We start from the raw sequence: 17269 nt of genomic DNA on the forward strand, positions 1-17269 counted from the left end.
TTTAGATTGCTGGAGAAAGGGGGCAGTGCTTCGTATAGAATTATACATACGTATAGCGAAATGCTTTTTTCGGCTCTATCTTCCCGTCTTTTCCTTTTACGTGAATGAGAAAAAGAATGAGTAAAGCAACGAGAAAAGTGAAGGCAGCAATTGTTGTGAACATGCCGGTTCTTGACCATTCCATTAATCGAGTGAATATTGGTGGCCCAAGAGCGACACCAACAAAACGTACAGAACCATATAACGAGGAAACGAACCCTCTCCGTTCTTTTCCGACTGCCCCGGTAATGAGACTGTTCATACAGGGTAAGGTTAGTCCTGCCCCCACACTGCTTAAAGCAAGACCAAATAGGAATGGGACAAGGCTTGTAAGCCAAATCAGCGAACTGTAAGATATCGTCATAAAAAGGAGGCCAATGATTGAAAATCGTTTCATTCGCACGAGATTGCTGCCTATCTTGCTCCCTGTTAAATAAGACGTACTCACCATTACGAGAAGGGGAATTGCCAGGATAAGTCCTTTTAACAAGCCATCAATATGATAGGTGGTCTCTAATACATCTGATAAGTAAAAAAGAATCCCAAACAGCGTAAACAAGCAAGTTCCACCTGCAAGGTAGGCAGTAAGGAGCCATCTGCCTTCCAATTTAAACACACTGAGAAGTCCCCGAGCATATTTGCGAAACGGGGGAGGTGCCTGCCGATTTTTCTTTTCTTTTACAAAAATCCAAACTAAAACTGCTGCGATCAAGCTTAGAACTGGGAAAACGAAGAATACAGCGTGCCAGACGATTAAAGCGAGCAGTGAACCAAAAATGGGAGATAACACTTTACCTAGCCCGTTGGACGCTTCAAAAATTCCAAGAACCCGACTACGCTCTCCTCCACTAAATAAATCACCGATCAAAGCCATTGCTATCGGTGCACAGCCAGCTGCCCCGATGCCCTGTATGCCCCGGCCGACGAGAATCCAAGCATAGGAATCAAACAGGGCAGCCCCAATACCAGCAAGTAAAGCACCACAGGCAAAAAGGATAAGGGATGGTAACATAATGATTTTCCGAGAATAACGGTCAGACAGATAACCGACAATCGGAATCATTATTGCTGCGGCAATTGAAAATACAGTAATTATTAAGCTTACTTGGAGTTGCGATAAGCCGAGTGAAGACTTCATTTCCGGTAAAACGGGGATTAGCATGGAATTTCCAAGTGTCATCATGAGCGGAACAGACCCGACGGCTAGTATTGTCATTCCTTTATTCGTTTTTCTCAACGTTTGTGCACTCCTTGCGCGTACTCTATTTGATATTAATTGGTGGAAGGACGAGCCATCCTTTTTCCTTTGCAATATCCAGTATTTTTTGTTCGTATTCCTCTTGTTGACCATGGAAATCACTGAACATAGAACGAATGTCTTCGTTTATAGCGATGCTTATCAGATAACTGCTATTAGACCTTAAAGACATCAGTTCCTTATGAATAAATGTGAAAATTTCCGGATCATTAAATCTTGCTCCAGCAGGAATATCTTCCACCTCTACATTCGGCCTGTCCGGTGGTGCGGGTGGCAAGCGGATACCAGCCTCTTTTAATATTCCCTCAACTTGCTGTTCTTCTTGAATAAGGCAGCTTTCCACCAAGTCTTCACCATATGTTTTTAAATCATGATCTCCTGTATGGTTGATTAGCACTTGCATTGTAACGAGGAGATGCTTTGTATGATATAAATAATTCCATAAATGATACACTTCTCCTGAATGGAACGGTTCATTCGCTTTATTTCGTGCAGTCATTATAATCCTCCTTTCTATCCTGCATAGTTTCTCTCCATTCAGCGAATATTATCCAAGAAAATAAAGAAGGGACACACCCTATATAAAGGGTCATGTCCCAACTTTTGATGCATTTCAATTCGTTATAGGGTTACGATTAATTTTGCGAAATACTTGCTCAAGATCGCTGATGAGATCGTCGACATGTTCAATGCCAACTGAAAAGCGCAGGAGGCGATCGTCTACCCCGCGCTTGAGCCGGTCTTCAAGCGGCATGTCGGCATGTGTTTGTGTTGTTGGATATGTAATGAAGCTTTCCACTCCTCCTAAACTTTCCGCAAACGTAATCAACCGCAAGTTTTGCAGGAAGGGGTTGATTAAATTCGCATCATGTAACCGGAAGGAAAGCATCCCACCAATACCTGGGTATAAAACATTCCGAACAGTATCATTCCTCTCTAGATATTCTACAATTTTTTTTGCGTTTTTCTCATGACGATCCATTCGGATTCCGAGTGTCTTTAGCCCCCTAACAACTAAATAAGAGTCAGCAGGAGAAAGCACTCCACCAGCAGCATTATGGTTCGTTTCAAGTAATTCAGAAACATTTTCATCTTTCGCAACGACTAACCCTGCCAATACATCATTATGTCCACCAATATATTTCGTTGCACTATGAATGACTATATCAGCACCGAGTTCCAATGGCTGCTGCAGATATGGTGTTAAAAATGTATTATCAACAATAAATAGCAGCCCATGCTTTTCAGCGAGTTCGGCATATGTTGGAATATCAATTACCTGCATTAATGGGTTTGTGGGAGTCTCAATGAAAATAGCTTTCGTATCTTTTGTAATCAGCGCTTCAATAGCATCGGTCGATGTGAAATCAGAATAGCTTGCTTTTATATTGTATCTTTCCTCATATTGCTTTAACAAACGGTACGTCCCACCATAAACATCTGCTGAAAACACTAAGGAATCCCCAGAGTTAAACAAGGAGAGGACTAGTTGAATTGCAGCCATACCAGAGCTGCAGGCAAAACCTGCATGACCATTTTCTAAATCAGCAATGCCATCTTCAAGAATTTGCCTTGTCGGATTTTTCGTCCTGCTATAATCAAATCCCGTTGATTCTCCGAGCCCTTGATGTTCATAAGCAGTCGATAAGTAAATTGGTGTACTTACTGCTCCTGTTCTTTCATCTGAACGATTTCCTAATTGAACTAAACGGCTTTCAATCTTTTGCTTTGTCATTTTATCACCCTATTCTTCATAATAAAAAGAGGCCTTCTCTAAGAAGAAGGCCTCGGAATCTACACAAGTACACTCTTCTCATCTTCAAGACGGCAAGAACCGTCAATTGGAATTAGCACCATGCTCATGTGTTTAAGCTGGTTGCTGAGACTTCAACGGGCCAAATCCCTCCGCCTCTCTTGATAAGAAATAATGCTATACAATTGTTATGGATTGAATACATCTTAGTACAAATCGTTGGTAAATGCAAGAAAAGTAAAAAATAATGACAGAATGCATGCAAAATAGTTTGCAACCCGGTAAATCGCTGATATAGTTATAGGAAAATAAAAAAGCTAAACAAATGGTAAGGATATTTTTTAGTATGTGAATGAATTTCATAATTACCAAAGTCGGCTTTTCCATCACCATATGTAGTTGGGAACGAATCAACCCAACTACATATGGTGATGGTGAAGCATTAAATACGTATTATGAAATTCATTAATGTGTTATGTTATTAGTTTAGTGACTGTATTTACCCTATTTGCATGATTATGGAAGGATTAGGTTAAGGAGCAAGATTTATGAAGGAAAAAATATACTTTTACTATACAAATGATCTGCATAGTAATTTCAATCAATGGCCGCGGACGGCTGGCTATTTAAAAGATATGAAGAGCAGTCGTCAAACCCGAGGAGATGCCCACTTTCTAGTTGATATCGGTGACCATATGGACCGAGTTCATCCTATATCAGAAGCTTCTATGGGGAAGGCGAATGTGGAGCTTTTGAATGAAGTCGGCTATGATGCCGTTACACTCGGGAATAACGAAGGAATAACACTTTCTCATGACGACTTATATCATTTATATGATGAAGCGGACTTTCAAGTAGTTTGTGCGAATTTGAAACATAAAGAAGAGCATCCTCCAGATTGGTTGCATGATACGCAGGTTCTTCGGACTGAATCGGGGGTGCGAATTGGACTGATTGGATTAACTGCCCCGTTTAATGCTTTTTATCAACTGCTTGGTTGGCATTTAACTTCACCATTTGAAGAATTGGAAAAACAACTGGATTCTCTAAAGCAAAAAACAGATATTATTATCCTTCTATCCCATTTAGGACTTAGTGAAGATGAGGCAATAGCGCGGAAGTTTCCGGATATCGATGTTATCATTGGTGGGCATACCCATCATTTGTTACGGACGGGTGAGTACGTGAACAACAGTCTTTTAACTGCAGCCGGAAAGCATTGCATGTACGTTGGCGAAGTGATTTTAACTTATGATCATGATAAAAGAGAGCTTACACATAAAGAGGCTTATACAACAGATGTTTCCAGTTATTCCGAAAATGAGGATACGAGTATATTGCTTGATGAACTCGCTGCAAAAGCGGGTAATGTGTTGGAGGAAGAGGTAGTCTATTTAGAAGAGGGATTTGAAACGGATTGGTTTCATGATGTGCCAATGATGCAAGACTTAACGGAAACGGTCCGCAAATGGACAGACGCTGATGCTTCCTTATTAAATGCAGGGTTATTACTGGATGGATTACCGAAAGGAATGGTAACTTATGGTGATATCCATCGGATTTGCCCGCATCCAATCAATCCGGTCGTCGTACATCTACGGGGAGATGAGTTAATTGAAGTGATCCGCGCTTCCTTGCAGAAAGATTTTATGGAGATTCAATTGAAAGGGTTCGGTTTCAGGGGGAAAGTGATTGGCAGAATGCTTTTCTCTGGCTTATCCATTTCAACAACGATAAGAGCGAACGGGAGAGAGGCGGTGACCGGGGTTATGTTTCAGGATGGCTCAGCCGTGGAGAAAGAGAAAACATATCGCATCGCTACTGCTGATACATTTACTTTCGGGCGATTGCTCCCGGAAATTGCTAAGTCTGAAATGAAACAGTATTTCTTACCTGAGTTTTTGCGGGATTTACTACTTGATACGCTTAAGAATAAGACACCGCAAGCGTGAAATTGATGCCAGTGACAGGGGAGCCTTCTTTTGCATACTTTATTATGTAACTAAAGGAGGCCTCCGGAGATGATCACGGTTAATCCAATTGAAATTGAAGGAATGCAGTTCACAGCAGTAAGTGTCGAACTGCCAAAGACGACATTACTCACGGTTTCAAACGAAGTCGGCTATATTATGTGTGCTGCGCTGGATGTGGATATTTTTAATGAGATTCCGAAGCTGCGAGAAAGAGAAGTGATTGCTGGGAGAGCAATAGGCGTGCGGACGATTGATCAATTACTTGCTGCTCCACTCGAAAAAATTACAGATGCTTCAAAAGAATACGGCTGGAGAGAAGGAATGACAGGAAGAGAAGCTCTCCTTCTCATCTCATAAGATTAGCAAGTCTAACCCCTCATATTGATGCATACGCATGATGTGAGGGGGTTTTTACATGCGAAAGAGACGTATCCCTAGAAAATTTGGCTCACCTCCAACGCAAATTATTTTGCTGCTCACGGTGATTATCTTTGCAATATCCATTCTTGTCAGCATCATGGTCATTGATAAAGGAATTAAGCCGACATTGATGGAGATTGCAACGGAAAAGACGAATGAGTTCGCCACCCGGGCGATTAATCGTGCAGTTAGTTTCACGGAGGACTATGACTTTTCTGATATAGCAAATATTACATATGATAATAATGGAAATGTTGCCGCCTATTCCCCGGATGCAGCGGCAATTGGTGAAATAAATCGAAATGCGACCAATCGGGTGGAGGAATATTTTCACCGTTTAAATCGAGGAGATCCGATATTTCATGAGGACGAGGAACCTTTCGAGTTTGAGGAAGGGGCGACAGATCGCATTTTGGATGATCCTACCTTAGTGGAAATCCCTTTAGGGCAAGTTACCGGGAACACCGTTTTAGCTAATCTCGGGCCGAGAATACCAATTAACTTGGAAGTGATTGGAACAGTACGAACGGATATTACAAGGGAACAAACAGAATTCGGGATTAATGGGGTATGGATTTCTTTTTATTTGACAGTAGAAGCAGATGTGCAAGTTATTATCCCGTTTACTTCCGATGTGACAACGGTAACTGCCGAAATTTATATTGATGGGGGGGCGATACTCGGGGATGTACCAGATTTTTATGGAGGAAATAGCGGACCATCGATTGCTGTTCCAAGGGATGAGATAGGTCGTGACTTGCAGAACGCGGAATAATCTAGTATAGTAGTTTCAGAACTGAATAGTCGCCTTTTTGATCGGTGAGGTAGAGGTGCAAGTAATATGAGTAGCCAACAGGAGAATGACAACGATGATTGTTAGTGAAAGGATTGTTTGCCGAAGCGTAATAAGCGTCAACTTATTATTTGCTGGTATGTCTTTGAATAAGGGGCATACTGTCATGCTGTTGTATTGCATGGAGAACTACTGATCGAAGGAGGATAACGTATATTGTGGAAGAACAATGATGGTTATTTTCTGTCATTGTTTTTTTATGTAAAATATGTGCCTTCCATTCGTTCAATTTGTACTCTATGCTGCGAAATTTATTTAATGGAGGTAAAACGATATGGTAGGTACTTTTTATTCTCTGATTCCTGCACTTGTTATGTTAGTGTTAGTAATTGTGACAAAACGAATTTTGCTTTCTTTAGGAGTAGGAATTGTATTAGGAGCCTTTTTCATACATGAATTTAACATTATAGACTCCTTGCAGGAAGTATGGCTCGTATTCTATGAAATATTTGTTGATGAAGGTGCTCTTAATATTGATAATCTATACTTGCTTGGATTCCTATTGCTTTTAGGAATAATGACAGCCTTCCTTCAAGGCTCAGGTGGTAGCCGGGCTTTTGGAGAATGGATGTTAAAACGAGTGAAGACTCGTGCAGGTGCAAAGATTATGACCGGAATTCTCGGTGTTATTATATTTATTGATGATTACTTTGCGAGTTTAGCAGTTGGACAGATCGCAAGACCAGTAACGGACCGGCAAAATATATCCCGTGCGAAATTAGCCTATTTGATTGACTCGACCGCTGCGCCAATGACTGTGCTGTCGCCGATTTCAAGTTGGGGTGCATTTATTATTGGTTTGTTAGGCTCCATTTTTGCGACAAATGGTATCACGGGTATTCAGCCGATGGAAGCATTTATCAAAATAATTCCGATGAACTTATATGCATTGTCAGCAATCTTACTCGTTTTCCTTGTAGCCTATTTAAAAATGGACATTGGACAGATGCGTGTACATGAAAAGCGCGCCATGAAATCAGGCGAATTGATTGATCCAAATAATAGCAAGGTCCCTGGTGACTTAGGTGATACAATTGAGGCTCATCCAAAAGGGAAGGTGTATCATCTGGTATTACCTATTGTTGTGCTTGTTGTAGCGACTGTATCAGCCATGTTAATTACCGGGGCAATCGCAACAGAGGGCAGTGTGACACTTCTTTCCATGTTTGCGAATACGAATGTGAATCTGTCTCTCATTATTGGAGGGGCAATAGCTGTTTTGCTCGCACTTGTTTTACATTTGATGCATGAAGCTCCAAAAGTGAATATTGGAAATATCTTTATTCAAGGAATGAAATCGATGCTTCCAGCGATCTATATTTTAATTCTCGCATGGATGATCGGCTCAATCATTTCATCCCTTGAAACGGGGACTTATTTAGCAGAGCTGCTTCACGGTGCGAATGTTAATTCCATGTTCCTTCCTGTGTTATTCTTTATTATTTCTGGCTTAATGGCACTGGCAACAGGTACTTCTTGGGGAACATTTACGATTATGCTTGCGATTGGTGCAGAAGTTGTGATGGTTATTGATCCTGCTTTACTCCTGCCGACACTTGGATCCGTGCTAGCTGGTGCTGTGTTCGGAGACCATTGTTCACCGATATCGGACACAACGATTTTGTCTGCGACTGGAGCTGGAGCAAATCATATTGATCACGTTTTAACGCAGCTGCCGTATGCATTACTTGCTGCTGGTGTATCGGTATTAGGATTCCTGCTCATGGGTTTACTCGATATGGTCGTTCTGCCATTAATCGTTACATTAGGAGCAATTGTATTAATTGGCTTGATTATCCACCGCAAGAATTCAATTAGAGAAGCTTAATAAAAAGCGTATCCTTTTTCAAGTGATAAAGGATACGCTTATTTGTTGTCGAGATGTCTAAAACCATAGCAATCGTAATATGTATAAGTGTATAAAATACTTTTTGACAAAGGAGATGGGACGGGAGTATAATAAAATTATAAAATATCTGAAAAAACTAAAAATATAACCGCGAAATGTTCATGATTACATTTTGCGGGGATAAGGGAGGGTAAAAAAATGGAAACACGTTCACAATGGGGAACAAGGGCTGGTTTTATTTTAGCTGCAGTTGGATCGGCGATTGGTTTGGGGAATATTTGGAGGTTTCCGGCAGTTGCATATGAAAACGGTGGTGGTGCATTTTTTATCCCTTATTTATTTGCTCTGTTAACTGCGGGTATTCCAATTCTCATTATGGAATTCACGATGGGTCATCGCTACCGTGGTTCAGCTCCGTTAACGTTCCGGAGAATGAATAAGAAAGCAGAGTTTATCGGTTGGTGGGGCGTGCTTGTTGCATTTATTATTTCAACTTATTATTCTGTCATCATCGCTTGGGCAATCTCTTACTCCTATTTCTCATTATCTCTAGCCTGGGGGGATGATACAGGAGGATTCTTATTTGGTGAATATTTAAAGCTTGCTGAAACTCCTGGTCAAATAGGGAGTATGGTTCCAAGTGTATTATTTCCGCTTCTTATTGTTTGGGCGCTTGTCTTATTCTTGTTATATCGTGGAGTCAGTAAAGGTATTGAGTTGGCGAATCGAATTTTCATTCCAGCACTTGTTATTGTATTTCTTATCATTGTTGTCCGTGCCGTCACGCTGCCAGGAGCTTTAAGCGGATTGGATGCATTTTTTAAACCTGATTTTAGTCAATTCTTTTCTCCGGATGTCTGGATCGCAGCTTACGGACAAATTTTCTTTAGTTTATCCATCGCATTTGCCATTATGATCACTTATTCTAGTTATTTGTCTAAAAGAGCTGACATCACAAATAATGCATTTATTGTTGGGTTTGGGAACTCCGGATTTGAATTATTAGCTGGGATTGGTGTATTTGGTATCCTCGGATTTATGGCTACCCAGGCTGGTGTATCGATTGACGAGGTTATTGATGGTGGAGTTGGCCTTGCGTTTGTTGCTTTTCCAGCGATCATTAATGAATTTCCAGCCATGAACGAACTATTTGGCCTCTTGTTTTTTATTTCTTTAACTTTAGCAGGGTTAACCTCACTCTTATCGATTACCGAAACCTATGTTGCAGGAATGGTGGATAAATTTAATTTTTCACGTAAAAAAGCTGTTCTATTCGGTGGAGGGCTAGCAGCGATTATTTCACTGCTCTTCGCTTCTCAAGGCGGCTTATACTTCCTCGACGTTGTAGATTACTTCATTAATCAATTCGGTGTAGCTTTACTAGGCTTAGTGGAAGTTGTCCTGATTGCATGGATTTTGCGGAAGTTGAAAACATTGAAAGACCATGCCGACCCAATATCAGATATCCGGCTCGGTTCGTGGTGGACGATTAGTTTAACGATGATTACGCCAGTTGTAATGGGATATATGATGTATGGTTTATTTAAACAAAATCTGATGAGACTTTTTGATAACCCGAGCGGAAATTATGAAGGATATACGGATACGTTCATATTCTTTGGAGGCTGGGTTGTTGCGGCCGCAGCGCTAGTAATTGGAATCCTTCTGTCTTTGGCAAAGTGGAAGGGAAACACTGAAATCAATAACGATGAGAACTACTTTGATGATAGGGAGGCAAAATAATGAGTGCTTCAGCGATTATTGTAATGATTATTGGAATTACCATCCTATGGGGAGGACTAGCAGCGAGTATCTGGAATGCATTCCGCAATAAGGAAAAAACGAATTAATTCTAAAGAGGCTGGGAGAGCATTTGCTCGTGCCCCAACCTCTTTAGTCTTTCGCCATCTGTTCCCATCTTCTTAAATAAGGATAAGGATCAAAGGACCACTCTTTATAGCCGTCGTCTTTATACATTCCGTAATGTAAATGGGGTGGGAACTTGCCGGATGTTCCGGGAGGACCGTATCCGCTAGAACCTACACTGCCAAGTATATCCCCAGGTTGGACTACCGTTCCAATTTCAATGGAGTCGTCAAACCCGCTCATGTGAGCGTAGTAATGGTAAATATTATAAATATCGCGGATCCCAATTCGCCAGCCGCCAAAGCGGTTCCAGCCTTTCATTTCCACAACACCGTATGTTGTAGACTTTATTGGTGTACCATAATCCGCGAAAATATCTGTACCTTCATGTATTCTTAGCCCACCGTACCCGCGTCTATCACCCCATGTGTTCCGGTAACTGTAATTATAATTGGTATCGACTGGAAAATCCCGATTAGCTAAATTTATTTCATTAAAGTTTTTAAAAACTTTGGCTGTATTCATGATGGATTTAACCGATAAATCACGTTCATAAAGCTTCCATAGACCAATCTTAATATCATCCCGTGTTGGTCCCTCTTGTTGCAAAAAGCTTGCCAGTGTATAAAGGAGATCTTCTGCTTGATCTTGACTTGCTAAGCCATCTCCATCCCCGTCCAATCCGATACCACCGAATAAGTGAATGATATCAGAACTTGGATTTTGGGGGTAATTTCCAATTCCATACCAAACCTCTTCATCAAATGTTATTGAAATAAGCAGTTCATCTTCACTGGCTGTTTTTTTATTCCGTTCGTAATTATCAACGGCGGCTAGATAATACCAAGGGATTTGCGTGAGTGCTTCGGTTTTTTTAAAAAGAGCCATCCGTTCTGTATAAATGGAGGTTTCTTCTGCCTGAACGAATATCGCACTCAGATAAAATAAGATGAAGCTGAAACCATATATGGCCAGTTGTTTAGAGAACAAGCATGTCACCTCCCATCTCGTTCATCGTTATCATCTTCTAGTCCTTGAATGATCTGTTCGATTACTTGGAGATCACTTTGATTATTTGTTTGTTCTAAATGCAGGCTGTGGATAACATCCATATGAGCTGGTTCATCTGTCGTATATATTTTATAGAAGCTTGGCAGTAGGGAGCGAGCAGTTTTTTTAGCAATTTCTGTAGCTTCATTTTCATTGAGATCATCATGTTTATCGTATGCGATGACAATTTCCCGGTCGGTTACTAGTGAAGCTACTTCATTGAAATTACCGGATTTAATGATGGTTCTTGTAATTATATTTGCCATTTGTTCCCGGTCCATCGTGAATTCACTGTTATCTTCATTTACGGCAAGTTCTTCTTTTGTATACCTGACGTAACCCAACTTGGCGCGCCGTTCTTCATTCACCGATTCTTCCCGATTTGTTGGATTAAGTATATCGAGTTGTTCATTTGTGTTCTCCGTCTGCCCGCAACTAGCAACATATAGTACAATCCCGAGTAGCATATGGATTAGAATGAGTTTTTTCATGGTTTCTCTCCTTATTTCCATTTGTGTTTTAGTTTGGTTTAATGGAGAGAAAACATACATACAAATATTTCACTTCTGTTAGCCATATGGTAAACTAATGGAAGGCAAATAGGGGGTGTAGCAAGTGTTTGAACTAAATGGTAAGCATTATGAACTGATAGAAAATTTTAAAGAAGGATTTCAAGAGGATGCAATTCGGGACAGGTACGCGGATATTTTAGGAAAGTATGATTATATCGTCGGAGATTGGGGATATGAACAGCTGCGGATGAAGGGATTTTATCATGACCGGAACGCAAAAGCCCCGGTTGATTCCAAATTTAGTACGGTTCAGGATTACTTATTGGAACATTGTAATTTTGGTTGTGCCTATTTTGTTTTGAAAAAGGTTACGAAATAACCGAAACACTCCTTTCTGTCACTTAGAAAGGAGTCGGCAATATACTCTTATTCCATTCATTTAATCAAATCTTCTACAACGTGTATAACCATGGAATTTCTTCTCAATAATGGAGCCGAGGCGGAAGATAGCAGCTTCGTTTCCAACCGCACTCAAGATTTGAATGCTGACAGGCATATCGTTTTCATCTTTTCCAACAGGCAATGTAAGGGATGGTAGTCCCCATACATTTGCATAAGCTACATATGGCATATATTCTAAAAAGGTTTTGCGAATGGAGAAAATCTCTTTAAATACTTGGCCATGTAGCGGTGCACCAGTATGGTAGACGGGAAAGATGAGCAGCCGGTTGGTTAAATAATCGCTTAGCCATTTGTCGCCACGGGTAATGAGTTCATTTATTTCTCGAGTCCGTTTTTTTGATGGTTTGAACATTTTCGAACCGAGTATTGCCCAAGAAAGATAAGGATGCACATTCGTCCGGTTCGTCAATCGTTCCTTTAAGTAGGAGCGGATGAGCGGGGAGCGATCATTGCTAAAGGCCTCCCTTTCAATGGCGGCACTTCCATCGATGGACATCATTTCCTGCCAAAGCTGGGCACTTTCTTCAAATAAAGGCGGCACACCTCGTTTTGTATGAATGAGCTGCAGGAGGAAATCCTCAATACCCCGAATGATGCGTTTTGTGCTTTCCGATAATGGATAGTTGATTTGTTCGAATAGGATTTCTACTTTGTATTCGTTTAAAAAGACTACTTTCGAACTTGTACCTGTAAGAATCTGATTCATCAGCTCCATATCCCTTACCGACTTGCCCATCGGCCCGATTCCAAACATTCGTTGCTGTAATGGGTGAGCAGTTTCCGGATAATGCCCATCAGAAGTGGTTTGGTGCATACCAGGTTTAAAACCGACGACACCATTGAAGTGTGATGGAAAACGAATCGATCCACCAATGTCAGAGCCTATTCCTACTGCTGCCCCACCAGCAGCAAGCAAAGCCCCCTCACCACCGCTGGAACCCCCAGCCGTCCGGTTGATATCCCAAGGGTTATTTGTTTGCCCATAGAGCTTATTATCCGTTTCTTGGCAATAAGAAAGGGCAGGGGTATTCGTTTTTCCTAAAATAATGGCACCTTCCTTGCGCAGTTTCTCAATCGCCTTCGCATCATCCCTGGCAATCAAATCTTGACGATGTTCAAGGCCGCCGGTCGTTTTCATATTGGCAACATGAAATGCTTCCTTTACACTAATTGGTACACCAGCAAGCTTTCCATTCAATCTTTTACCCTTGACTTTTGCTTCGTCAAACTGTTTTGCCTCAATTGTTGCTTCCTCGAAGCGATCTTCTACTAATGCGTTAATTGGAGGGTTTACTTTTTTGATATGATTGATGTAGGTTGTTACAACTTCCTCGCTTGTTAATGTTCCGATTTTCAACATCTCAGCAAGTGCAGTTGCATCTAAATCCAATATCGCAGTAGATATTTTCAATTCCCCCTCTGTCAGATATGTATCACACAACTTCCGCAATTTACAATAGCTAATATATCTTTGTAAGTTCAAGTAAATTCACTTTCATTCAGCGTAAGTGTTTTGCACGTTCTCTTGGTAGAATCTCTAACCGCCGTTCAGTTGTCCGGTGGACGGATGCGCACCCTTGGGCACGGCTAGAGCTCCTCGGGCTGAGCACTAAGGGGTCTCCAGGCTCGTGCTGTTCCCGCAGGAGTCACCGTCCACCGGGCAACTGAACTGGTATAGATGATTATTTTAAATAGAAATTATTCCGCTACAATAAGGATAATATCTTTCCAGCCCATTAAACAGTGATCCAAATATGGCCTTTCCTGGTAGCAGTTCAGACACCTCGAGACTCCTGCGGGAGGCCGGCTAAGAACGGTCAGGTCCTGTGACCAACGCCGGCATTAGAACGTCCTGTTTGGAGGTAAACCTGGCGAGACCCCTTAGTGCTCATCGCGAGGAGGCTTGCCGGCCGCTTAGCAGGTGCGAGAGGTGTCTGGACTGCGGATCCTAGAAGAGAGTTTCGGGTTTGGACACTTACACTGAATGAAAGGATTATAAGGTTGATCTGTTTTGGTTTTTAGGTACGAAAGTTTAGTGTATTACATTAACTATAGCATGTATTTTCTCCAAAATCATACTTTATGTGGTATGATTGGAGTGGAAGATGGATATTGGGGGTACATTTCATGTATTTTGTTGATCGGAGAAAGATAGAAGAAAATTTAACATATATGGAACATTTGCTTGAACTTTTAGAGAATGAAGTATTTGAATCACGAATCGAGATGCTTGGCAAAGAGCGAATTGTTCATGTTTTAATCGAATCCTTACTTGATGTTGGGAATATGATGATTGACGGGTTTATCATGCGTGATCCGGGAAGTTATGAAGACATCATTGATATCCTTATCGATGAAAAAGTAATTCCTGCAGAGCAAGAAACAGCTTATAAGGAATTTATTTCGTTGCGAAAAAATCTTGTTACGGATTATGTGAAAGTAGACGGGACGAAGATGGATGAAACGATTACGAGCAGTCTACCTGTACTTAAAGACTTCAGCTCTTATATTCAAACGTATTTGAAGAACGAACTTGGCGTCGCAAATGCTTTTTTAAAAGATAAGTAAAGGTGATGGAGATGAAAAAGACGACGAAGGAAAGGCTTATCTTGATTTTAAAAAAGAACAAAGCAGTCACGATGGATGAATTGATGGCGTTTTTTACAATCTCAGAACCTGCCGTGCGTAAACATCTTCATGAACTTGAAAGCGAAGAGCTGATTAAGAAAAGAAAGCATAAGCAAAAAATTGGCCGCCCTTTTTACACATATGAACTCACGGAAAAGGGACATGGTCAGTTTCCGAATCAATATGAACAATTACCAGTTGAATTATTGCACGATCTCGAGGAACTCCAAGGTCCAGAATTGGTAACAGCATTGTTAGATAAACGGATGGAAAGGGAAGAGGACGAGTTACTTACGAAGCTTGATGGAAAGGATTTTGATGAAAAAGTGCATCATCTCGTCGAGGCGCAGAATAACGTCGGATACATGATAGAGGTAGAAAAAACGTCGGATGGAGATTATATATTAACGAATTATAACTGCCCGATTGTTAATATCGCAAAAGCATACCAGCAAGTCTGTTCTAATGAAAAGATAATGTATAATCGGTTATTCCATGAAAGTAACGTCGTGCCGGAAGAGTATATAACAACTGGATCGCATATTTGCAGATGGGTGATAAAAGCACCAAAAAAAGATGATTGATCAAACAATCATCTTTTTTTATGAAGTAAATCAGTCCACTAAATCCTCTGGGTCGACAGTAGAATGGGCGAGTCTGCTTGATGCTGCAGCCGCGACTGCACCGACAATGTCATCGAGGAAGGTGTGGACGTTTCCAGATGATTTGTCATTCAGCTCTTTCAAAATTCCTGGTTTTTGTTTATCGATATAACCATAATTTGTAAGACCGATTGAACCATAAACGTTTACAATCGAAAGGGCAATAATTTCGTCAATGCCATATAGGCTTTCGTCTGTAACGATTGTTTCGAGTAATGGTTCGTCCAACAGTTTTTTCTCTGCTAGAACATCCAGTTGAATACCGGTAATGACAGCATTTTGCACTTCGCGTTTAGAAAGCACACGATTTACATTGAAACGGCATTCATCCATTGTTAATTCGTTATGGTAACTTGATTGTAAATAATAAACAAGTTCCGCAATATCATCAAGTTTTACCCCGCGTTCTTCAAGAAGCTGTCTTGCTTTTTTTTCCAAATCGCTTAACTTTACATGTTTACTCATTTTATCACCTTTTTCAAATAGTAGTTAAATTAAGTTCTTCTCATTCATATAGTCTTAGTATATCCATTTCTTTGAAGAGGGGGAACTTAACTTGTCTTTTCGTGACCTTTTAACTGATTATTATCAAGTACATCCGGAAGAAAAGATGGTGATTGATGGAAGAACTGGATTTCTTGCAGATGGTTTCGTTTATTTTAACATGGAATCCCGGAATCTCGAAATGATTCAGATGGAACAAGCGGTACTCGCTTACTATTTAATGGAGAATGGTTACCGGCATATTGCACTTCCTGTTAAAAATATGAAAGATGAATGGTTTACAGAATATCAAACAAATTCGTACTTAATTTACCAAGTGGCGGACCGGAATATGGAAAAAGCAAGCTTGGGCAGAAGCCTGGCATTATTTCATGAGGTAGGGTCTGATTATTATTATGAGCCTCAAACAATTTCCAGTTATGGAGAATGGAAAACGCTCTGGATAGATAAGCTGAATTTATTTGAAGAACGAACTTTTCAGCTCATGGAAGAGGAGACGGCACAGCCTCGTATTTTTGATTGTTTACCCTATATTATAGGTATGAGTGAAAATGCGATTCAATACCTGAGGGAAACAGAAGAAAATGAAACGCGTTATACAGAAGTCGATCAGGGAACGATTGCTTTTCTTCGGTTCAATAATCAAGTTGAACGTGAAGTAATTTGGCCGGATGAGCTCGGCTTTGACCATCCAGCAAGAGATATAGCTGAATTTATCCGTAATTGTTTTTTAAGCGGGCAATCAGACAGTTTTATACATGCGTTTATTAGAGATTACCAGACCATTAGACCGCTGTCTGTATTTAGCTGGAGGCTAATTTACGCACGTTTACTATTTCCAATTCATTTCTTTGATACGGTGGAGCAGTTGATGAGCGGAGGGGATATACAAAGAGGCGAAGCTGCGTTGCACCAGATGATTAGGTTGCAGGAAAGATATGAAAAGCGGTTAAACAATTTTTACAAAAAGATGGAAATCGATAAAGGAGCATTTGAGCTTGTTGAGGTAGACTGGCTTTCATGATAATATGGGAACATAAAAAGAATAGAGGCAGCTATAACTCGCTGCCTGATTAGAATACTTGTTCAATTTCTCTAACGCCTGGAACTTCAGCCATTAAAGCGCGTTCGATCCCAGCTTTTAATGTAATAGTAGAACTCGGGCAGTTGCCACAAGCACCCATTAAACGGAGCAGGACAATACCGTCCTCATCCACATCTATTAATTCAACATCTCCACCGTCACGGAGTAAAAATGGACGTAATTTGTTTAAAACTTCTTGTACTTGCTCATGCATGAATCACATCCCCCTTTCGAATTCTAGTATAAAACGGATTTGCAGGTAATTCTATTGATGAAACTAAAATTTCCTATCGGTTAATTATATTGTACCTTTGCTTTCCTATTTTGTAAAATGAAAGAAACTCTTTTATATAAAT

The 17269-nt window shown here is 40.6% G+C and carries 18 protein-coding genes and 2 riboswitches; of the genes, 10 read left to right on the forward strand and 8 right to left on the reverse strand.

From position 1 onward, the window contains the following. Positions 1-40: 40 nt before the first annotated feature. The 3 genes from LZD48_RS08845 to LZD48_RS08855 form a co-directional block, all read right to left on the reverse strand. On the reverse strand, positions 41-1255 hold the full coding sequence (locus LZD48_RS08845; protein WP_235762487.1) for an MFS transporter: 1215 nt from the start codon (positions 1253-1255) through the stop codon (positions 41-43). Positions 1256-1301: 46 nt separating this feature from the next. Then, entirely contained in the window at positions 1302-1796 is a 495-nt protein-coding gene (locus tag LZD48_RS08850; RefSeq protein ID WP_235762370.1) for a DUF3231 family protein, read from the reverse strand. A gap of 114 nt (positions 1797-1910) precedes the next feature. After that, on the reverse strand, positions 1911-3032 hold the full coding sequence (locus tag LZD48_RS08855; RefSeq protein ID WP_235762371.1) for a methionine biosynthesis PLP-dependent protein: 1122 nt from the start codon (positions 3030-3032) through the stop codon (positions 1911-1913). A 75-nt stretch (positions 3033-3107) separates the two neighbouring features. Beyond that, positions 3108-3221: riboswitch (SAM riboswitch) on the reverse strand. A gap of 377 nt (positions 3222-3598) precedes the next feature. Here LZD48_RS08855 and LZD48_RS08860 point away from each other — a divergent pair. The 6 genes from LZD48_RS08860 (at position 3599) to LZD48_RS08885 (ending at position 9995) form a co-directional block, all read left to right on the forward strand. Continuing rightward, positions 3599-5002, forward strand: coding sequence for a bifunctional metallophosphatase/5'-nucleotidase (locus LZD48_RS08860; RefSeq protein WP_235762372.1), 1404 nt, complete (start codon positions 3599-3601; stop codon positions 5000-5002). A gap of 69 nt (positions 5003-5071) precedes the next feature. Continuing rightward, the gene (locus LZD48_RS08865) at positions 5072-5380 is read left to right on the forward strand and encodes a YunC family protein (protein ID WP_156856698.1); all 309 of its coding nucleotides are present in this window, start codon (positions 5072-5074) and stop codon (positions 5378-5380) included. A gap of 58 nt (positions 5381-5438) precedes the next feature. Then, positions 5439-6218: a sporulation protein YunB gene (gene yunB, locus LZD48_RS08870; protein ID WP_235762373.1), complete on the forward strand. Its 780-nt coding sequence runs from the start codon at positions 5439-5441 to the stop codon at positions 6216-6218. 42 nt (positions 6219-6260) lie between these two features. Continuing rightward, positions 6261-6436, forward strand: a riboswitch (Lysine riboswitch). Positions 6437-6570: 134 nt separating this feature from the next. After that, entirely contained in the window at positions 6571-8124 is a 1554-nt protein-coding gene (locus tag LZD48_RS08875) for a Na+/H+ antiporter NhaC family protein (protein WP_235762374.1), read from the forward strand. Between the two features lie 219 nt (positions 8125-8343). Then, entirely contained in the window at positions 8344-9888 is a 1545-nt protein-coding gene (locus LZD48_RS08880) for a sodium-dependent transporter (protein WP_235762375.1), read from the forward strand. After that, positions 9888-9995 (forward strand): methionine/alanine import family NSS transporter small subunit, encoded by a 108-nt coding sequence (locus LZD48_RS08885; protein WP_235762376.1) that lies wholly within the window; start codon positions 9888-9890, stop codon positions 9993-9995. The genes LZD48_RS08880 and LZD48_RS08885 overlap by 1 nt, the downstream gene beginning before the upstream one ends. A 43-nt stretch (positions 9996-10038) precedes the next feature. On the opposite strand, the gene LZD48_RS08890 is transcribed toward LZD48_RS08885, so the two are convergent. Continuing rightward, complete coding sequence (locus LZD48_RS08890; RefSeq protein WP_305082619.1) at positions 10039-11001, reverse strand: M23 family metallopeptidase; 963 nt, start codon at positions 10999-11001, stop codon at positions 10039-10041. Positions 11002-11006: 5 nt separating this feature from the next. After that, entirely contained in the window at positions 11007-11552 is a 546-nt protein-coding gene (locus tag LZD48_RS08895) for a YhcN/YlaJ family sporulation lipoprotein (protein WP_235762377.1), read from the reverse strand. A gap of 124 nt (positions 11553-11676) precedes the next feature. Between LZD48_RS08895 and LZD48_RS08900 the strand changes: the two genes are divergently transcribed. Beyond that, a complete protein-coding gene (locus LZD48_RS08900) occupies positions 11677-11952 on the forward strand; it encodes a YutD family protein (RefSeq protein ID WP_235762378.1) in 276 nt (91 codons plus the stop codon). 60 nt (positions 11953-12012) lie between these two features. Here the strand turns inward: LZD48_RS08900 and LZD48_RS08905 are convergent, their stop codons facing one another. Continuing rightward, positions 12013-13446, reverse strand: a complete 1434-nt coding sequence (locus LZD48_RS08905; protein WP_235762379.1) for an amidase — start codon at positions 13444-13446, stop codon at positions 12013-12015. A gap of 716 nt (positions 13447-14162) precedes the next feature. Here LZD48_RS08905 and LZD48_RS08910 point away from each other — a divergent pair. After that, a complete protein-coding gene (locus LZD48_RS08910) occupies positions 14163-14603 on the forward strand; it encodes a DUF86 domain-containing protein (RefSeq protein WP_235762380.1) in 441 nt (146 codons plus the stop codon). 11 nt (positions 14604-14614) lie between these two features. Further along, positions 14615-15247, forward strand: a complete 633-nt coding sequence (locus tag LZD48_RS08915) for a helix-turn-helix transcriptional regulator (protein ID WP_235762381.1) — start codon at positions 14615-14617, stop codon at positions 15245-15247. A 30-nt stretch (positions 15248-15277) separates the two neighbouring features. Here the strand turns inward: LZD48_RS08915 and LZD48_RS08920 are convergent, their stop codons facing one another. Further along, complete coding sequence (locus LZD48_RS08920) at positions 15278-15790, reverse strand: phosphatidylglycerophosphatase A family protein (protein ID WP_235762382.1); 513 nt, start codon at positions 15788-15790, stop codon at positions 15278-15280. A gap of 91 nt (positions 15791-15881) precedes the next feature. On the opposite strand from LZD48_RS08920, the gene LZD48_RS08925 reads away from it, so the two are divergent. Further along, positions 15882-16853: a YutH/CotS family kinase-like spore coat protein gene (locus LZD48_RS08925; RefSeq protein ID WP_235762383.1), complete on the forward strand. Its 972-nt coding sequence runs from the start codon at positions 15882-15884 to the stop codon at positions 16851-16853. A 49-nt stretch (positions 16854-16902) separates the two neighbouring features. Here LZD48_RS08925 and LZD48_RS08930 read toward each other — a convergent pair whose 3' ends face one another. Continuing rightward, on the reverse strand, positions 16903-17127 hold the full coding sequence (locus LZD48_RS08930) for a NifU family protein (protein WP_235762384.1): 225 nt from the start codon (positions 17125-17127) through the stop codon (positions 16903-16905). Between the last annotated feature and the right edge of the window lie 142 nt (positions 17128-17269).

Source organism: Oceanobacillus alkalisoli, assembly GCF_021556485.1.
GTDB lineage: Bacteria > Bacillota > Bacilli > Bacillales > Amphibacillaceae > Oceanobacillus > Oceanobacillus alkalisoli.